This window comes from Chromohalobacter beijerinckii (assembly GCF_023061185.1).
GTDB classification, from domain to species: Bacteria; Pseudomonadota; Gammaproteobacteria; order Pseudomonadales; family Halomonadaceae; genus Chromohalobacter; species Chromohalobacter beijerinckii.
Genome location: NZ_JAKGAK010000008.1, coordinates 44,926 through 64,549, shown reverse-complemented (window position 1 = coordinate 64,549; position 19,624 = coordinate 44,926). Strand labels below are relative to the sequence as shown.

15 protein-coding genes are annotated in these 19,624 nt (G+C 60.9%); 7 read left to right on the top strand and 8 right to left on the bottom strand.

What is annotated here, in order from left to right:
- Positions 1-56: 56 nt before the first annotated feature.
- Positions 57-662: an NAD(P)H:quinone oxidoreductase gene (gene wrbA, locus L1075_RS08480; protein WP_040244159.1), complete on the bottom strand. Its 606-nt coding sequence runs from the start codon at positions 660-662 to the stop codon at positions 57-59.
- Positions 663-774: 112 nt separating this feature from the next.
- Here wrbA and argE point away from each other — a divergent pair, with 112 nt between their 5' ends.
- Positions 775-1,935, top strand: coding sequence for an acetylornithine deacetylase (argE, locus tag L1075_RS08475; RefSeq protein WP_246941363.1), 1,161 nt, complete (start codon positions 775-777; stop codon positions 1,933-1,935).
- Between the two features lie 50 nt (positions 1,936-1,985).
- Positions 1,986-2,801 (top strand): FadR/GntR family transcriptional regulator, encoded by an 816-nt coding sequence (locus L1075_RS08470; RefSeq protein ID WP_082021373.1) that lies wholly within the window; start codon positions 1,986-1,988, stop codon positions 2,799-2,801.
- An 87-nt stretch (positions 2,802-2,888) separates the two neighbouring features.
- Here L1075_RS08470 and L1075_RS08465 read toward each other — a convergent pair whose 3' ends face one another.
- Positions 2,889-4,697, bottom strand: a complete 1,809-nt coding sequence (locus L1075_RS08465) for an IlvD/Edd family dehydratase (RefSeq protein WP_040244161.1) — start codon at positions 4,695-4,697, stop codon at positions 2,889-2,891.
- Positions 4,698-4,883: 186 nt separating this feature from the next.
- A complete protein-coding gene (locus L1075_RS08460; RefSeq protein ID WP_246941361.1) occupies positions 4,884-6,629 on the bottom strand; it encodes an IlvD/Edd family dehydratase in 1,746 nt (581 codons plus the stop codon).
- A 369-nt stretch (positions 6,630-6,998) separates the two neighbouring features.
- Between L1075_RS08460 and L1075_RS08455 the strand changes: the two genes are divergently transcribed.
- On the top strand, positions 6,999-8,168 hold the full coding sequence (locus L1075_RS08455) for a fumarylacetoacetate hydrolase family protein (RefSeq protein ID WP_246941359.1): 1,170 nt from the start codon (positions 6,999-7,001) through the stop codon (positions 8,166-8,168).
- A 207-nt stretch (positions 8,169-8,375) separates the two neighbouring features.
- Entirely contained in the window at positions 8,376-9,953 is a 1,578-nt protein-coding gene (locus tag L1075_RS08450; protein ID WP_246941357.1) for an aldehyde dehydrogenase (NADP(+)), read from the top strand.
- Between the two features lie 145 nt (positions 9,954-10,098).
- Here the strand turns inward: L1075_RS08450 and L1075_RS08445 are convergent, their stop codons facing one another.
- Positions 10,099-11,808: a DEAD/DEAH box helicase gene (locus tag L1075_RS08445; RefSeq protein WP_246893853.1), complete on the bottom strand. Its 1,710-nt coding sequence runs from the start codon at positions 11,806-11,808 to the stop codon at positions 10,099-10,101.
- 395 nt (positions 11,809-12,203) lie between these two features.
- Between L1075_RS08445 and L1075_RS08440 the strand changes: the two genes are divergently transcribed.
- On the top strand, positions 12,204-12,662 hold the full coding sequence (locus tag L1075_RS08440; protein ID WP_246941355.1) for a YaiI/YqxD family protein: 459 nt from the start codon (positions 12,204-12,206) through the stop codon (positions 12,660-12,662).
- Between the two features lie 9 nt (positions 12,663-12,671).
- On the opposite strand, the gene L1075_RS08435 is transcribed toward L1075_RS08440, so the two are convergent.
- Both L1075_RS08435 and L1075_RS08430 read right to left on the bottom strand, forming a co-directional pair.
- Positions 12,672-13,673: a glutathione S-transferase family protein gene (locus L1075_RS08435; RefSeq protein WP_246941354.1), complete on the bottom strand. Its 1,002-nt coding sequence runs from the start codon at positions 13,671-13,673 to the stop codon at positions 12,672-12,674.
- 115 nt (positions 13,674-13,788) lie between these two features.
- Positions 13,789-14,703: a LysR family transcriptional regulator gene (locus L1075_RS08430; RefSeq protein ID WP_040244173.1), complete on the bottom strand. Its 915-nt coding sequence runs from the start codon at positions 14,701-14,703 to the stop codon at positions 13,789-13,791.
- A 93-nt stretch (positions 14,704-14,796) separates the two neighbouring features.
- Between L1075_RS08430 and L1075_RS08425 the strand changes: the two genes are divergently transcribed.
- Positions 14,797-15,645, top strand: a complete 849-nt coding sequence (locus L1075_RS08425; protein ID WP_246941352.1) for a pirin family protein — start codon at positions 14,797-14,799, stop codon at positions 15,643-15,645.
- 193 nt (positions 15,646-15,838) lie between these two features.
- A complete protein-coding gene (locus tag L1075_RS08420; protein WP_246941350.1) occupies positions 15,839-17,500 on the top strand; it encodes a peptidoglycan DD-metalloendopeptidase family protein in 1,662 nt (553 codons plus the stop codon).
- An 87-nt stretch (positions 17,501-17,587) separates the two neighbouring features.
- Here L1075_RS08420 and L1075_RS08415 read toward each other — a convergent pair whose 3' ends face one another.
- Both L1075_RS08415 and L1075_RS08410 read right to left on the bottom strand, forming a co-directional pair.
- A complete protein-coding gene (locus L1075_RS08415) occupies positions 17,588-18,802 on the bottom strand; it encodes a CmpA/NrtA family ABC transporter substrate-binding protein (protein WP_246941348.1) in 1,215 nt (404 codons plus the stop codon).
- 9 nt (positions 18,803-18,811) lie between these two features.
- A complete protein-coding gene (locus L1075_RS08410; protein ID WP_246941346.1) occupies positions 18,812-19,390 on the bottom strand; it encodes an ANTAR domain-containing response regulator in 579 nt (192 codons plus the stop codon).
- Positions 19,391-19,624: the final 234 nt, after the last annotated feature.

The following is a 19,624-nucleotide window of genomic DNA, read 5'->3' as shown; positions in this document are numbered from 1 at the left end:
ACGCCGCGCCCGAAGGCACGGCGTTTTAGTGTCTTTCGAAACGCTTCGGACGGCGCTCAGCCAGCGAGTTTGGCGGCCATTTCGGCGATGTGCTGACCCTGGAAACGGGCGATGGTCAGCTCATTCTCGCTGGGTTGGCGACTGCCATCACCACCGGCGATGGTCGTCGCGCCGTAGGGCGTGCCGCCGGAGACGTCATTGAGCTCGCTCAGCGCCGGGCAGGAGTACGGTACGCCGACGACCGCCATACCATGATGCAGCAGGGTGGTATGAATCGAGGTCAGCGTGGTTTCCTGTCCGCCGTGCTGGCTGGCGGTGGAGGTGAAGGCGCCGCCCAGCTTGCCGATCAATTTGCCCTGCGCCCAGAGACCGCCCGTCTTGTCCCAGAAGTTGCGCATCTGTGAGGCCATGTTGCCGAAGCGTGTGGGCGTGCCGACGAGAATCGCGTCGTACTCGGCCAACACGCTGGGATCGTCCAGTACAGCGGCGGTGGAGTCTTCCTTGTAGCCCGACTTGACGGCCACCTCGTCAGGCACGAGTTCCGCCACGCGGTACAGATCCACCTGAGTGCCGGCGATGCCGCGTGCGCCTTCGGCGACGGCATTGGCCAGCGTTTCGACATGCCCGTAACTGGAATAGTATAGAACCAGAACCTTGCTCACGTGAGTGCTCTCCAACTGGGTGAATGAACCCTTTCAAGATGGGGCAAAGCGCTGATGGCGTCAAAGCACGGGCATGCTAGGCTGGCGCAAAACATCCCTGTGGGAGGCCGCCGTGTCCGACACCATTGCCCTGCTCGAACGCCTGGTTGGCTTCGATACCGTCTCGCGTCACTCCAACCTGGAATTGGTCGCCTTCATCGAGCGTTACCTCGCCGAGTACGACGTGCCCTGTACCCGCATCGACAACGATGACGGCAGCAAGGCCAACCTACTGGCCCGCATCGGCCCTGAGGTCGCGGGCGGCGTGGTGCTGTCCGGGCATACCGACGTGGTACCGGTGGACGGTCAGCCCTGGAGCAGCGACCCTTTCACGCTGATCGAAAAAGACGACGGCCGCCTCTACGGACGTGGCAGTTGCGACATGAAGGGATTCATCGCCAGCGCACTGGCACAAGTACCGCAGTGGCAAACGCTCGACTTGCAGCGACCCATCTACCTGGCGTTTTCCTACGACGAGGAAGTCGGTTGCCTGGGCGCGCCGCGCTTGATCGAACGCTTAATGGCCGATGCACCGACGCCAGCGGCGGTCATCGTCGGCGAGCCCACGCTGATGGCGCCGGTGGTGGCCCAGAAGGGCATCACCAACCTGCGCACCACGGTGACCGGTCGCGAAGCGCATTCAAGCCAGGTGCGCCAGGGTGTATCCGCCGTCCACGTGGCCGCCCGCCTGGTGACCCGCATCGAAGACATCATGGCGGAACTTGTCAGCGAGGGGCGTGTCGATCCGCTCTTCAACGTTCCCCACTCCAGTCTCCACGTGGGCAAGATCCAGGGCGGTACGGCGATCAACATCATGGCGCGCGAGTGCCATTTCGACTGGGAGATCCGCCACCTGCCGACGGACGGCTTCGAGGCCTTGTTCGAGCGTTTCCAGCACTACGCCGAGTCATTGGTACACGACTTGCGCCCACGCGCGCCGCAGATCGCCATCCACACCGACCACCTCACCGAAACCGTGCCTGCCCTAGCCGACCGCGACAATCAGGCTGCGGTAACGCTATGCCAGTCATTGCTGGGCACCACCGACAACGAAGCCGTGGCCTATGCCACCGAAGCGGGGCAATTCCAACGCGCCGGCCTGCCCACAGTGATTTGCGGCCCCGGCAGCATCGCTCAGGCACATCAACCCGACGAATACCTGGAAATGGCACAACTCAACGCGGCGGATGCCTTCATGGCGGCGCTTGGGGAGCGCATGGCAAGCGCCGACTAGCATCGCGACATCTTCTGCAAGAGGACCTCTACCATCGGCGCCTTGTCGAAATGTTCGACATATGCCAGCGTAGCCGAAATGATTCGGAACGATGTCACGTGAAGAGCAAACAACCCTCATCCCGAAAACGTCCCAGCGTCGCCGAGGCGCTGGCAAAGGAGATCTTCTCCGGCGAATACCAACCCGGGGATTTCGTGCCCCGCGAGATCGATCTATGCGCGCGCTTCGCTCTCAATCGCTCGGCGGTGCGCAGCGATCTACGCCAGTTGGTCGACGCCGGAATCATCGAACGCATTTCCGGACACGGTTCGAAGGTCCGCGAGTATCCGGAGTGGAACATTCTCGATGCTCAAGTCACCGAGTGGATGACGCGCTACGCCGCGCCCAATCCCGGCGTGCAGCGCGAGATCCTGGCCTTTCGTCTGGACGTGGAGCCCTATGTCGCCATGACCGCCGCCAAGCACGCGACGGCGCATGACTTGGTCGCCATCGAGGAGGCCTTCAACGGCATGGGCAGTGACCTCGACGACCCCTCCTCCAACCGTGACGGCCGCTTGCATAGCGACTATGACATCGCCTTCCATGTGGCTATCTTCAAGGCCACGCACAATATCGTCTGGTCACAGCTCTCGCACATTCTGCGTCCCTCGATATTGCTATTGATCGAGACCTCGAACGTCAGCGCCAGCGACCCGGCGGAGAGCCTGGAGCGCCACCGGTTGCTGATGGAAAGCATTCGCGCACGCCGACCACGCGATGCCTTTCGCGCCTCACAGGCCGTACTCGCTGGCACCGCCAGCGCCTTGGGGTTGGAAATCCCCGACACGCCTCTTGGGCATAGCGCCGAGCTGTTGTCCGAAAGCTGACAAGCGCTACCTCTGACACTCGACAGACAAACCGGGCGTCGCATGGCGACGCCCGGTTTGTCTGGTCAAGTGCTTAGCATCAAGTACTCAGTGATTGTCGCGGGGCGGGCTCTTACGCGCGACGTCGCGGTACTTGGTGGCAGGGCCTAGCGTCATGCCACGATCGAGCTGCTCGACCATGCCGCGTTGAATTTCCTGCCAAGGCGTCTGGTCCACCGGGTAGATATAACCGCCACGCGACTCCAGCGCCTGGCGACGGCGTGACAATTCGGCATCATCGACCAGCAGATTGGCTTCGCCGCGCTTGAGGTCGATACGAATTCGATCCCCCGTTTCCAGTAGTGCCAAGCCGCCGCCCACGGCAGCTTCAGGTGCCGCATTGAGGATCGAGGGCGAGCCCGAGGTCCCCGACTGACGACCGTCACCGATGCACGGCAGCGATTCGATACCTTGACGTATCAACGCCTCTGGCGGCTGCATATTGACGACCTCGGCACTGCCCGGATGGCCGATTGGTCCGGCACCGCGCATGATCAGGATGGTGTTTTCATCAATCTCGAGCGACGGATCGTCGATGCGTGCATGATAATCCTCGGAGCCGTCGAATACCGCCACCTTGCCTTCGAAGGCGTCCAGATCATCGGCCTGACTCAGGAAACGCTGCCGGAAGTCGCTGGCGATCACGCTGGTCTTCATTAACGCCGAATCGAACAGGTTGCCCTTGAGATTGATGAAGCCGGCCTCTTCCACCAGCGGGTTGTCATAGCGGCGAATGATATCGTCGTCCAGGGTTTCACGCCCGGCCGTATTCTCCGCCAATGTCTTGCCATTGACCGTCGGCACATCGCCATGCAGACGTCCCGCTTTGATCAACTCGCTGAGCACCGCGGGCACGCCACCGGCCCGGTGGAACTCCTCGGAAAGATAGATTCCCGCCGGCATCACGTTGGCAAGCAGTGGAATCTCGTGCCCAAGGCGTTGCCAATCGTCGTTGGTCAGCTCGATCCCCGCGTGACGGGCGATGGCGTTGATATGCACCGGCGCGTTGGAAGAACCGCCTAGCGCCGAACACACCACGATGGCATTTTCGCAGGCCTCGCGAGTGATGATATCCAGCGGGCGCAGATCTTCCCACACCATGTCGACGATGCGCGTCCCGGTCTGGTAAGCGACCATCGAGCGCTCCTTGTAGGGCGCCGGGATCATCGCCGAACCGGGCAGGCTCATGCCCAACGCCTCGGCCATGGAATTCATCGTCGAAGCGGTGCCCATGGTGTTGCAGTGACCAACGGAAGGCGCCGAATCGGTGGCGCGGGACAGGAATTCCTCGTAGCCGATATCCCCCGCCGCGAGACGCTTGCGGAGTTCCCAGATGATGGTACCCGAGCCCACGCGTTCCTGGGTGCCGCGCCAGCCATTGAGCATGGGGCCGCCGGAGAGCACGATCGCCGGAATGTTGGCCGTCGCCGCCGCCATCAGGCAGGCGGGTGTCGTCTTATCACAGCCGGTGGTTAGCACCACACCGTCTAGCGGGTAACCATGAAGGACCTCCACCAGCCCTAGGTACGCGAGGTTGCGATCCAGCGCTGCCGTCGGCCGACGCACGTTTTCATGGATGGGATGCAGGGGAAACTCGAACGGCACGCCCCCGGCGGCGCGGATGCCATCCTTGACGCGTTTCACCAGATCGATGTGATGACGATTGCAAGGCGTCAAGTCGGAGCCCGACTGCGCGATGCCGATGATCGGCTTGCCGCTCTTGAGCTCCTCCAGCGTCAAGCCGTAATTCATGTAGCGCTCGATGCACAGCGCGGTGGTTCCCGGATGCTCGGGGTTGTCGAACCACCAGCGCGAACGCAGTTGATCGGGGGTCATGCGGCGATTGTCGGCGGACATCGGGTTATCTCCTCTCGAAAGAACAATCGGCTCCTATGTAAGTCAAACATATTGCGAGTATGTTCAACATACTCCGATAGGCGTAGATCTTTCGCTGACACACGCCGAGCAACACCCCAACGCAAGAAGGCGGCCCGATGGCCGCCTTCTCGTTTTGCGTACGCTCTTTTTCGTTAGTCCAAGCCCTCAGTGCGAGTGCCGCGGTACCTCTGCACCACGACAGCCGACCAAGAAGTCGAAGTCGCAGCCTTGATCTGCCTGGAGCACGTGTTCGATGTAGAGCTGGCGGTATCCGCCGGTACTGGCGATGCGCGTCGACTCGGCGGTGGGGTCCGCCTCAGCCAGGCGTGCAGCAAGCTCGGCATCGTCGACCTCCAGATGCAACGTGCCGGCATAGGCATCGAGGGCAATCAAATCGCCATTGCGAACCGCGGCCAGCGGCCCGCCCGCCGCGGCTTCCGGCGCCACGTGCAGTACCACGGTGCCATACGCCGTGCCGCTCATGCGCGCATCGGAGATCCGCACCATGTCGGTGACACCCTGCTCGAGCAGCTTGGACGGCAGCCCCATGTTGCCGACCTCGGCCATGCCGTGATAACCGCGCGGCCCGCAGTTCTTCATCACCAGAATGTCGTCAGCGGTGACATCGAGATCGGGATCGTTGATGCGCGCCTTATAGTCATCGAAATTCTCGAAAACCACGGCACAGCCGCGGTGCGTCATCAATTCCGGCGTCGCCGCGGAAGGCTTGAGGACAGCACCGTTGGGCGCGAGATTACCGCGCATCACGCACATGCCGCCGTCCTCGCGCAATGGCGTGTCGAGGGGGCGAATCACGGCGTCGTTGTAAAGCGGCGCGTCCTGGACGTTCTCCCACAGCGTCTTGCCGTTGATGGTCAGAGCATCCTTGTGCGGCAGCCGGTCGGCCTCGCCAAGACGCCGCAACACGGCTGGCAAGCCGCCGGCATAGTAGAACTCTTCCATCAGATAGCGACCCGAGGGCTGCAGGTCGACGATGGTCGGCGTGCCGCGTCCGATGCGCGTCCAGTCATCCAGCGTCAGGTCGACCCCGATGCGTCCGGCGATGGCTTGCAAGTGAATGACCGCATTGGTCGAACCACCGATGGCCGCGTTAGTGCGAATGGCGTTCTCGAAGGCCTGCTTGGTCAGCACCTTGGAGAGTTTGAGATCCTCGTGGACCATCTCGACGATGCGATTGCCAGACAGATGAGCCAGTACATAACGGCGCGAATCGACCGCCGGAATCGCCGCATTGTGCGGCAACGAGGTGCCCAGTGATTCGGCCATACAGGCCATGGTCGAGGCAGTACCCATGGTGTTGCAGGTACCCGCGGAGCGCGACATGCCCGCCTCGGCGGCCATGAAATCGTGTAGCGAGATTTTGCCAGCCTTCACTTCCTCGGAGAGCTTCCAAACGACGGTTCCCGAGCCGATGTCCTTGCCTTCGTGCTTGCCGTTGAGCATCGGGCCGCCAGTGACCACGAGCGTGGGAATGTCGCAGCTCGCCGCGCCCATCAGCAACGCCGGCGTGGTCTTGTCGCAGCCCACCAGCAAGATCACGGCATCGAGCGGGTTGCCGCGAATGGCTTCCTCGACATCCATGCTCGCCAGGTTGCGGGTGAACATCGCGGTGGGTCGCAGATTGGACTCGCCATTGGAGAACACCGGAAACTCAACTGGATAACCGCCCGCCTCGAGCACCCCTTTTTTGACGTGTTCGGCGAGCTTGCGGAAATGTGCGTTGCAGGGGGTGAGCTCCGACCAGGTATTGCAGATGCCGATGATCGGCTTGCCCTGGAATTCATGGTCGGGAATGCCCTGGTTCTTCATCCAGCTGCGATACATGAATCCGTTTTTGTCGGCAGTACCGAACCACTCGGCACTGCGCAGTCGGCGGGGGGACTGGCTCATCAAGGGCTCCTTCTCGTGGCATTCGCATTAGCGTTGCCAACACCATAAACGCCCCCTTCAATAACCGAATAATGTCAAAAACGACCTTCTTTGATATAAAAAAAAGTATCAAAAATAATATCTATCTTTTGCCACCCCTTCCAGCACCAGGCATCGCGACTTAGGTGCAATACCAAAATGAGACGTCAGGACACTGATTAAAATGCATTTTTATCTCATGAACGGCGAGATGACAGCATCGATCACCCCCCATCCCAATAGCTCGGGCGCCTGGGGCAGATTGCAGGGGGTATACCAAAGTCTATGTTGAACATGTAAGCACTATGTTCAACATTTACCGCCTGATGCGACGAACCCAAGGGCGCTCCCATGAATGAATTTCACCCGTTTCTCCCCCAAGATGCCGGCAACGATCGCTTGATCGGCCGCGTGTGGGACCCCGATGCGCAAGGTCCTCGCCTAGTCACCGTGCGTGACGGCATGCTGCACGATATCAGCGCGCTGGCCCCCACCTTCAGCGCCCTGCTGGAGTTCGACGATCTAGCAACACGCATCGCCCAAGCACCGGATGCCCCTCTCCTCACGGTTAGCAATTGCCTGGAGGCCTCGCTCGACGCCGAGGGCGACCCCGCCACCTGGCATCTTCTGGCGCCGTGCGATCTGCAGGCGATCAAGGCCTGCGGGGTAACGTTCGCGTCATCGATGCTGGAGCGGGTGATCGAGGAGCAGGCGCGCGGCGATAGCCAGAAGGCCGCGACATTGCGCGAGACCGTCACCTCGCTGATCGGCGACGACCTTTCCCGGCTGACGCCGGGTTCTGCCGAGGCCGAGGCCCTCAAGACCAAGCTGGTGGAGCTCGACGTCTGGTCGCAATACTTGGAAGTCGGCATCGGGCCCGACGCCGAAGTGTTCACCAAATCGCAGCCCATGTCGGCGGTGGGTCTAGGACACCGGGTCGGCATTCACCCGGCCTCGAAGTGGAACAATCCCGAGCCCGAGGTCGTACTGGCGGTGGACTCGCGCGGCCAAGTACGTGGCGCCACGCTCGGCAATGATGTCAACCTGCGCGATGTCGAAGGACGTAGTGCCCTGTTGCTAGGCAAGGCCAAGGACAACAACGCCTCTTGCGCCATCGGGCCCTTCGTGCGCCTGTTCGATGACGACTTCGACATCGACAGTGTCCGCGCCCTGGAAGTCACCCTGGATGTCCGCGGCGAGGATGGTTTTCACCTAGATGCGGTGAGCTCGATGAATCAAATCAGTCGCGACCCGCTCGATCTCGTCGACCAAACACTGGGGACGCATCACCAGTACCCGGACGGCTTCATGCTGTTCCTGGGGACATTATTCGCCCCGACCCAGGATCGTGATACCCAAGGTAGCGGCTTCACTCACCACCTCGAAGATGTGGTGACCATCGCCACCCCCACACTCGGGGCGCTGGTCAATCGCGTCGACACCAGCGACCGCATTCGACCTTGGCAGTTCGGTAGCGGCGCTCTGCTGAATTATCTCGTACGACAGCGTCCCGGCGCTTGACGGTCGGCTTTTCAACACCAACATGGCCTGCCACTGAAACTTTGCGCCTGGCCATGACATCCACTCAAAACAGTACTCTCGATGACATGGGAGGCGCACGCGACGCCACGGGGTCACGCCGCAACATCGGTGCGACTTAACGCCCCTTGACTCTAGCGCTCAGCGTCGCCATGTCTCATATATGCCCATCAATGCCAGGAGGCAAGCATGATATTGGAAGGCAAACAGATCATCGGACAAGACATCGCAGCCGGACCCGGCACTAGTTTCCAGGCGGTCGATCCCGCTAATGGTGAGACTCTGCCACCCGAGTTTCCCAGTGCCGATGGCAAGCAGGTCGAGCGCGCCTGTCAGCTCGCCTGGGACGCCTTCGATGCGTATCGGGAAACCTCACTGGAGGAACGGGCCAAGTTTCTGGAAACCATCGCCGAGGAAATCGAACACTTGGGCGGTGGCCTGATCGAACGTGCCATGAGCGAAAGTGGCCTCCCGGTCGCACGTCTCGAAGGCGAGCGTGGACGTACCTGCAACCAACTGCGCCTCTTTGCCAATGTGGTGCGTGCCGGTGAATGGCTCGATGTACGCGTCGATCCGGCATTGCCCGAGCGTACGCCGATGCCGCGCCCCGACTTGCGCCAGCGCCACATTCCGCTGGGACCGGTCGCGGTCTTCGGCGCCAGCAACTTCCCGTTAGCCTTCTCCGTGGCCGGTGGTGATACCGCATCCGCATTGGCATCGGGCTGCCCGGTAATCGTCAAGGCTCACTCAGCGCACCCCGGCACCTCCGAGCTGGTGGCACGCGCCATCCAAAGCGCCGCCAAGAAGTGCAACATGCCTGAAGGCGTGTTCTCCATGCTCTTCGATGCCGGTTACGAAGTAGGTACCTCGCTGGTCAAGCATCCCAACATCAAGGCAGTCGGTTTCACCGGCTCGCGCAAGGGTGGCCTGGCGCTGCAACAAGCCGCGCAATCGCGCCCCGAGCCGATCCCGGTCTATGCCGAGATGAGCAGCATCAACCCCGTATTCTTGATGCCCAAAGCGCTTGAGGCACGCGGCACCGACCTCGCCCAAGCCTTCGTTGGATCTCTTTCCATGGGAGCGGGTCAGTTCTGCACTAACCCGGGCCTGGTCATCGGTCTCAAGAGCCCGGCACTGGATAGCTTCATCGAGGAAGCCGGCAAGGCGCTCAAGGACACGCCTGCGAATACCATGCTGACGCCTGGGATTCATTCAGCCTACGAGCAAAGCGTCGCCAAGCTGGCGGGCAACGCCAAGGTGAACGAAGTCAGTCGCGGCCTTACCGGCGAAGGCGAGAACCAGTGCCAGGCCGGCCTCTTCACCACACAAGGCGCCGATGTGCTGGCCGATGAATCGCTGCAGGAAGAAGTCTTTGGTGCCACTTCTCTGGTCGTGATCTGCAGCGACATGGACGAGATGAAGCGTGTGGCCGAAGCACTGGAAGGCCAGTTGACCGCCACCTTGCAGATGGACGAGGGCGATACCGACACCGTCGCAAGTCTGCTGCCCACACTGGAACGCAAAGCGGGCCGCATCATGGCCAATGGCTGGCCGACCGGTGTAGAGGTATGCCATGCCATGGTTCATGGTGGTCCCTTCCCTGCCACGACCGATTCACGCACCACCTCTGTGGGCAGTGCCGCGATCTACCGCTTCCTGCGTCCGGTGTGCTATCAGAACCTTTCTGATGCGCTGCTTCCCGAGGCACTCAAGGAAGCGAACAGCCTCGGCCTGAAGCGTCTCGTCGACGGCAAGCGCGAGGGATAAACGTTCCCTCCTGATGTGCCTGAGCCCTTCCGGACAAGGGCCATCAGCAACGCAAAACGCCCCATGGCAGCAACATTGCCATGGGGCGTTTTTCATGGCCGCTCGTCACCTGACGAGCGGCGCGCGTGAGCCGCTAGCGGCTAGATCACGCTTGCGAGCGCTTCCGCTGAGGAGCGTCTCCGTTTTCACGTTGACGCCGCGGGGCACGCTCCGTCGAGCCGTGATCTTCGGCAATCTCCAGCGGGCGGCCGGCGACACGCGCTTGGCCGATACGCGACAGCACAGCGGTCGGCAGCGTACTCGGCAATTCGACCACAGAGAAGGCATTGCGGATGTCGATACGGCCGATTTTGCCACCGTCGATGCCGCCTTCATTGGCCAATGCACCCACCAATTGGCCGGGCTTGACGCCATCCTTATGACCCACCGACACGCGGTAACGCGTCATACCAGCGCTTGGGCCACGATCACGACGATTGGGTTTTTCGTCGCGACCACCTCCCTGGCGAGCGGGGCGACGCTCGCCAGGCTTCGGCAAGCGACCGATGGGAGCCTCGCCAGAACGCGCCATGCTGGCCATGGCACACGCCAGGTCCACGGGATCATAACCGTCGTCGGCCAAGCCTTCGATCAGCTCGCGCTGATAGTCGGTGCCTTGTTCCAACGTCTTCAGCACGCGCTCACGGAAAAGCTTGTCGCGATGGGCACGGATGACAGACTCATCGGGCAGCTCGACTTCCTGCATCGGTTGACCGGTCACACGTTCCATATCACGTACGCGGCGCTGCTCGCGGCCACCGGCGAAGGTGATCGCCACGCCTTTGCGTCCAGCGCGCCCCGTGCGCCCGATGCGGTGGGTATACGCCTCGCCGTCTTGCGGCAGGTCGTAGTTGAAAACGTGCGTGATACGCGGCACGTCGAGACCGCGTGCGGCGACGTCGGTGGCGATGAGGACATCGACCTTGCCACGCTTGAGGCGATCGACGGTCCGCTCGCGCAGGCTTTGATCCAGATCGCCGGACAGCGCCGCCGCGTTCACGCCGCGCGCCAACAATTGCTCGACCAGCGTGGTGCAGGCGGCACGTGTACGCACGAAGGCGATAGCGGCGTCCACCGGTTCTACCTCGAGCAAGCGCGATAGCGCCTCCAGCTTGGCGCCACCTTCGATACGCACCAAGCGCTGCTCGATGCCTTCAGCCGTCTTGGTCTTGGTTTCGATCATGATCCTGAGCGGATCGACCAGGTAATGATCGACGATGCGCGAGATTTCATTGGGCAAGGTCGCGGAGAAAAATACGCGCTGTGCCTCTTTCGGCGTGTCAGAGACCACACGCTTGACGTCATCGATGAAGCCCATGCGCAGCATTTCGTCGGCTTCGTCGAGCACCAACGCATTGAGGCCGTCGAGTTTGAGGCTGCCACGGTTGAGGTGGTCGATCACGCGTCCCGGCGTGCCCACGATGACCTGGGCGCCACGGCGCAACCCGCTGAGTTGTTCGCGATACTCTTGACCACCACACAGGCTGAGAACCTCAAGCCCCTTGAGATCACGGCCGTACTGGACGAAAGAAGCGGCAACCTGCTGTGCCAGCTCACGCGTCGGCGCAAGCACCAGCACTTGCGGTTCACGACGCTTGAGATCGAGACGCGACAACAGCGGCAAGGCAAAGGCAGCGGTCTTGCCCGTACCGGTCTGGGCCTGGCCCAGCACATCGCGCCCTTCAAGCAGCGCGGGAATGGTTTTAGCCTGAATCAGTGAGGGCGTCTCATATCCCAATGATTCGAGCGTAGAAAGAAGAACAGACGGCAGCGAAAGCTCGGCGAAAGTCGGCGAGGCAGCGGGAGTCGTGGTCATGTCACACCTTGGATAGCCGGAGCGAACCGGCGGAAAAATTCAAGGCGCCTTCATTGCCCATCGGCCGCTCGGCCTGGGGCATCGAAACAAAAGGCGCCGGTCGCAGCACCTGCGTCCTGCCGCATACGCGGCAGCTGTGGCGACCTTACGCGTCGTGGCGCGCCATCGATGCGGCAAGCGCTCTCACGGCCAGCTCGAAGCGAGCGGGCAATGCGCCTTGCGCAGAAACGTCCTTTAGGCTCTATCCACGTTGGGTGGAAGGCACATCGCACAGGGACGAATACAGGATGGAGGGGTCAACACATGCGAGGAGATGGCATACTACCATTGACCAATGGCTTTGCCCAATTTTATTCGTTTACCAAGCCCTACTCGCTTATCGAGGAAGTTTCCCCATGCCAACGTTGTGGATCGACGCCGACGCGTGTCCGCGCCATGCCCGCGAAGTCATCGTGCGTGCCGCCGAGCGCACCCAGACTCCGACGCACTTCGTCGCCAATCACCGCTTGCCTTTGCCGCCCTCGGCCTGGGTCAGCGCGCTGGCAGTACCCGGCGGCTTCGATGCCGCCGACGACGCCATCGTCGACCGAGTGGCGCCAGGCGATCTCGTTGTCACTGCCGACCTACCTTTGGCGGAAGCCGCGTTGGCGCGCGAGGCCGAGGTCATCACCAATCGTGGCGAAGCACTGACCCGCGACAGCATTCGCGCCCAAGTACAGATGCGTGACTTCATGGAAACCCTGCGCGCCAGCGGCGAGCATACAGGCGGACCTAAACCCTATGGCGACGTCGAACGACGGACCTTCGCCAATGCGCTCGATCGCTGGCTGACACGTGCTCAGCAGCGGCGCTGAGACATCGATCTAAGCGCCACGAATGCCCCGCCCCGGCAACCGCTCGCGGTCATGGGGACGTTCCAGCGCCAGTACCGGCCCCTTGGGAACGATGCGCGTCGGATTGATGATGTCATGGCTATAATAGTAATGGCGCTTGATATGATCGAAATTCACCGTCTCGGCAATGCCTGGCCATTGGTAGATTTCGCGCAGATAATTCGACAGATTCGGATAGTCTTCGATACGCCGGAGATTGCATTTGAAGTGTCCGTGATAGACGGCATCGAAGCGAATCAAAGTGGTGAACAGCCGGATGTCCGCCTCGGTCAGCCACTCACCAGCAAGATAACGCTGGGTGTCGAGCCGTGACTCGAGCCGCTCGAGCGCGTCGAACAATGCCGTGACGTGTTTCTCGTAGACCGCCTGCTGCGTGGCGAAGCCGGCCTTGTAAACACCATTGTTGATGTGGTCATAGACATCGGCGTTGACGGCATCGATGGTCTCGCGGAGATCTACCGGGTAAAGATCCCGCCGGTTACCGGTCAAGTCATCGAATGCCCCGCCCAACATGCGCACCAGATCGGCGGACTCGTTGTTGACGATACGCCCTTCACGCTTGTCCCACAGCGCCGGCACCGTCACACGCCCGGTATAATGCGCCTCGGTCAGCGTATAGAGCTGATGATGGTAGTCGACGCCATTGAGTGGATCGCCACTCGAGCCTTCATCGGTGGCGTAGGACCAGCCCTGCTCCAGCATCAGTGGACTGGTATATGAGACCCCGACCAAGTCCTCGAGCCCTTTGAGCTTGCGCATGATCAAGGTGCGATGCGCCCACGGACAGGCTAGCGAGACATATAGATGGAAGCGTCCCTTCTCGGCCGCGATGCCCGGCTGGCCTTGCGGCCCTGGCGCACCGTCCGGCGTCACCCAGTCACGCAACTGGGCGGACTCGCGAACGAATTCACCGCCGTGCTTCTTGGTGTCGTACCACTGGTCGTGCCAACGGCCGTCGATCAACAGTCCCATCTCTGTTCTCCCACACCAGTCTTGATGCTTATTGAACGGGTGGCAGGCGCTTGGCCACCCTCGATGCCGCCCAGCATAGAACGATTGAGTCGACGCTCAAGCGCATTAAAGCGGCCTAACCGTTCGTTTCTATCGAATGCTCATCGCAGCAATTCGCTACCGCTTCGTGCAGGGCCGCCGCGAGCGCCCGTGTGGCTGGCCCAGCACGGTCCCGGTCACGAAAGATCAACTGCATAGGCGCTTCGCGACGTCCCCCCAGCGCCAGGGGCAACGGGGCAAGCGCTCCCATTCGCAATGCCTCGCGGATACGGGTCGTCGGCATCCAGGCAAACCCCAGGCCACGGCACAGCATGTCGACCGATGTCACCAAATGACTAAGCGTCCAACGTTGCTCGGCCTTGAGCCATCCCGCATCCATCGACTGACGTAGCGCCGAATCTCGCACCACCAATTGACGATGTTGTTCCAGGTCGCGCAGGTCGAGCTCACGCCCCAGGTGCTGCAAGGGATGCTCGGGATGCGAAACAGCCAAAAACTCCACATTGACCAATGGCTCACCCAGAAAACCTTGGGCGGCGATGCCAGACACCACTAGATCGGCTCGTCCATCGTAGAGCATCTCGACACCGCCATTGAGCACGGTTTCATGCAATTGCACGCGAACATGGGGATAGTGACGCGAGACACTGTCCAACGCATGCGCCAAGGCATCCGGCGGAAAGATCTGATCGACGGCGATCACCACCTCGGCTTCGAGTCCCTCGCCCAAGCGCCCGGCGACATCTTCCAGAGCCTCGGCGCTTTCCAGCAACTGCCGGGCGCGGCGTAGCAACATATCGCCCGCCTCGGTCAATCGCACCTGGCGCCCCACGGGTTCCAGTACCTGGACACCTAACTGCTCTTCGAGCTTATGAACCGCGTGATTGAGCGTGGAAGGACTCTTGTGCACGGCCTCGGCGGCACGCGCGAAACCGCCATGATCGACCACGGCGGCGAGCATTCGCCATTGCGCTAACGTGACATTGACCATTCGATTATCCCGAAGGTTAAAAGCAAAAATATGCGATTAATTTTCGAAAAATACGAACTAAAATGCCAGTCATAGTCATCAAGAGGATTCATCATGGCACATACGATGCAGGCTGACCGCCAGATCAAACATATCCGCTCCAGCCACCCAAGCCAGGATGGCGATGGCGTCAAGATCAAGCGCCTACATGACTTCGAAGGAGGGCTCGATCCATTTCTCATGCTCGACGAGCTTGGGTCGGATCGGCCCGATGATTATATCGGGGGCTTTCCACCACACCCGCACCGGGGCATGCAGACACTCACTTATGTCATTAACGGGGGGCTGACGCACGAGGATCACCTCGGCCACAGCAGCACCATCCATGCTGGTGATGCGCAATGGATGCACACCGGGCGCGGGATGATCCATTCCGAGATGCCGCTGACCGACAGCCAAGGACTTCACGCCTTTCAGTTGTGGATCAACCTACCGGCACGCGACAAACTGAGCACGGCCACTTATCGCGATATACGCGCGCAAGACATGCCACGCCTCGAAGGGCAAGCCGCTCACTTGGTCGCTCTCGGCGGTCGCTGGCAAAACGCCACGGCCAGCATCGACGGTCCTCTCGATGCCCTGGCCGGAGATGCTGGCGTTGCCGATGTGCGGCTCGACTCGGGCACCTTGTCGCTAACGCAACTCAGTGACGAGACCTTGCTCGTATATGCCTATCTAGGCACGGTGAAGATTGGTAACCAAGCGGTAAAGGCTGGTCACCTCGCAGTACTCGAGGCAGGCGATGCGCTCACCCTGGAGTCAAACGGCAAGGCCGGCGCCCTGCTCTTGCGTGGCACACCGCACCGCGAGCCTATCGCTCACTACGGGCCTTTCGTGATGAACTCACGCAGCGAGCTCGAGGCCGCCATGCAGGCCTACCGAGACGGCAGCTTGACCGACTAAAATCATGGCGCTACGGTACATCTCGTGGCACCGGTAAGGGACTACCAACATAGCCACTTTATAGGCAAGCCGAGGATATCAGCTTGCCTATGCTGTATGCATGAACAGGATAGGCATTTCATTTAGCATGAGTTATCGTTTCGATGCCTTTTATCTATTTAACTAACGTTCACGTATACGGCTTCTATTTATCATGTTGCGGATTCTTCATTCGCTGCCCCGCACACATAAATTAATTTTGTTACCGGTCGCCACCATGGTGACCGTGCTGGGCGCGCACAAAATCATTACCGTTATCGACGGCAATGGTGGCCATTCAGCCACTCACCAAATTACTCAAGACGTCGACGATTCTCGGTCGTCGTCTCCCTCGCTTGCGGGCAGTGCCCTCGACACTCTGGAAACCATCACCACTCGCGATATGCCGCTGAGTGAACTCAAGGCCCAGGAAATCGTCGATGTCGATGTCATCGACAAGGCGCATGCGGCTGATGACACCGTATCCGATGCATCAGCTTTCGAGGCTCAAGCAGCCCCTCCTTACCTTGCCGCCGAGGCTCTTCACGCAGCCATTCAGTTACCTGGGCTTCTTTCGGAGGGCGAGCTCGACGATGACGCCTTGGGCGGAACATCCTACGAAGACTTTTCCATCGACCCGACGGAGTTGCACGACGAGGACGGCCCCCCCGATCTTGAGCGCGAAATCGCCACACGGCAGGAATTCGTCCCGGAATGGGAAACCTATACGGTACAGAAAGGGGATACGTTCGCCTTGACGGCGGAGCGTACCCTGGGCTTGGGATACAGCGATGTCATGCACATTCTGGACAGCATTCCCGACAAGAGCGCTTTGACCCGCTGGCGTGTCGGGCGCTCGTTCGATTACAAGCTCGACCAGGAAGGCGACCTGCTCGCACTGCGTGTCATGAAAAATGCACGTGAGGGCTACTTGATCGAGCGTAAGTCCCCCCAAGACGATTTCGACGTCTCCAATATCCTCAAGGCCACCGAGCCGTCTCAACGTCTCTTTGCCGGTACGGTCAACGGAAGCTTCACCCTCTCGGCGGAATCCACAGGGCTTTCCCGCTCAGAGGTCGCCCAGTTAACGACACTGCTTGCGAAGAAGCTGGATTTTCGGCGAAACACGCGTGCTGGCGATCATTTCCAGGTGCTCGTCGAATCCGATATGCTGGAAGGCGAAAGCGTCGACTCGCGCATTCTTGCCGCTCAATATCAGGGTGAGCGCATGGACCTGACCGTCGTGCGCAATAGCGCCGACGATCAGTTTTACACGCCCGACGGTCAGAGCCTCGATCCCGCCTTCAACCGGTATCCGTTCGAAGGACATTATCGCATCAGCTCACCGTTCAACCTACGGCGCAAGCACCCCATAACCGGACGCATCAGCCCGCACCGGGGCACTGACTTCGCCATGCGTACCGGCACCGCCGTCGACTCGCCGGCGGCCGGTCGCGTCGTGAAATCCGCCTTTCAGGCCAATGGGGCCGGCAACTACCTCGTCATTCGCCACGACAACGGCTACAAGACGCGCTACATGCACCTCTCTAAGCGCCTCGTCTCTGAAGGTGATCGTGTCGAGATGGGTCAGGAGATCGCCTTGTCCGGCAACACCGGAGGTAGTACGGGTCCACACCTGCATTACGAAGTCATGGTCAACGATCGCTCCGTCGACGCGATGCGCGTCAAACTTCCCGAGAACCAAAGTTTGGAAGGCAAGGCATTAGCGGCATTCCAGAAGGAGTCCAAGCCATTGCTCGCCAAGCTGGAAAGCGACAGCGATGCACCGGCCATCGCCAGCGTGCATCTCGACGAGAAATCGGGCGACGAAGGCTAAGAAACGCTTAGCCAAGCGCCACCCTTCACGAATCGCCTCACCATTCCGGTGAGGCGGTTTGCGTTCAGGGCTTCTTCAGCCTCGCTCTCAGCCTCGTCCCGTAAAACGCACGCCGCCCAACAGTTGATCACCCCCCATGGCGATGTCCCCACGACGCCCTTCCAGCGCCCATTGCGACGCATGTTCGCCTTCGCTTTTAACATCGACCAGCGGGTAATTGAAGCCAAGATCATCGGCCGCTTCGCGGAAAAGGTCCGGCCGCACGCAACGTGTCAGGCAGTCCTCGAGCACAGGCTCGGCGACATCCAGATGCTCCCAACGTCGCATCTGTTCAGTGTACCAGCGTAGATGAGACCGCCACGGGAAGTTCGCGGCATGACGATGGAACACACTCACGCCATGCGGCGCCGGCGTACCTTCCCCCGCCATGCTTTCCTCCACCACGGTGGGGGGCACGTCCAGGTAGCCCTTTTCGCACATCAAGCGTGCCGCCTCGACACGCTGCGCCGAACCGTCCAGCCAGGCGCAAGCCTCGAGTAGCGCGCGTAGCACCGCGCGGTGCGTTGCCGGATAGGCATCGGCCCATGCCTCGCGTACCGCAAAGACTTTTTCCTGCCCATGCTGCCAAATGGCGTGACTACCAATCAGCACACGACCACTTTCACGACGTGCCGCGAGCGTATTCCAGGGTTCGCCGACACAGTAGCCATCCAGCCATCCAGCCTCGAGTTGCTCCGCTACCAAGGGCGGGGGCACCACGCGTAACTCGAGATCACGATCGGGGTCGACACCGCCTTCCGCCAGCCAATAGCGTAGCTGATAGCGGTGCGAAGAAAATGGATACACGCTAGCGAAACGCAACGCCGACTCGCCGGCGGCCCGTCGTTGGCGCACCACCGCTGCCAATGCACGGGCGGAGATCGGTGACTGCGCCATGGCCTCAGGATCGGCTGCCTGCATGCTGGCATACAACGCATTGGACACAGTGATGGCATTACCCCCGAGGTTCAGCGTCAGCGCCGAAAGCATCGGTGTAGAGCGTCCATCGAGTCCCAATGTCGAGGCCAGCGGCATCAAGGGCAGCATCTGCGCGCCATCGAGGAGTCCGAGCTGCATACCATCGCGCAAGCCCGCCCACGACGACTCGACGTGCAGCGACACATCTAGCCCATGCGTCGCGAAGAAGCCGCGTTCTAGCGCCACCACCAGTGGCGCAGCATCGTTGAGCGGCAACATGCCCAGGGTCAATGTATCGCGCTCGGGCAAGGGCCACTCGCTTCGAGGCGTTTGGGGCTCATTCATCATTGTCTCCTACGACTCGACGTCATCGCTGGCCAGGACGGCCTGAGCCACCTCGTGAATGGTCAGCCGACGATTCATGGCGCGTTTGCGTAGCCATTGATAGGCGGCGTCTTCACTGAACGCGTGCATTTCCATCAATTGGCTCTTGGCGCGCTCAATGGTGCGTCGCTGAGAGAGCGTGGTCTGCGTCTTGGTCAATTCGCCCTTGAGAGCGCGATGCGCTTCGAAGCTCGCAATCGCCACGTTAACCATCGAACGCACCAGCGCCGGTTGCACGTCCTCGACCACGTAGGCGCTGACGCCTGCACTCGTCGCTTCGCGCGTCAAGTCCGGCGTTTCTTCCTCGGCAAGCATGATCATCGGCTTCGGGAAGCGGCGACCCAGTTGCCCCATGTGCTCCAAGGTATCGCGACTGGGCAGCGCCGCATCGATGATCACCGCATCCGGTTTGACGCGCGTCATGATGGCGTAGAGATCGTCATGCTCGTCGGCACGCGTCACGACATCGAATCCCGCGTCACGCAACGCATGTTCGAGTGCTCGCGAACGTTCCGGACGCGCATCCACGATCAGCACCTTCACGGTCATGCGCTTACTCCCCCTGGGTGCTTGTCGATTTGTAATGCAGGTTACATGCCAGGCCATGCCCTGCGGCAGCCCATGCCAAACGGCCCCTGCACACCAGCAGTGCGCCATCGATGCATTACAACGGTGCAATAGCGCCTCAAGACGCACCAAAAGCATGCCAATGGACCGCTTTGAGCAGATCAGCCGGGTACTCATCATCGCCCTGCCCCATTGGCATGTCTTTTGCTTTTTTAT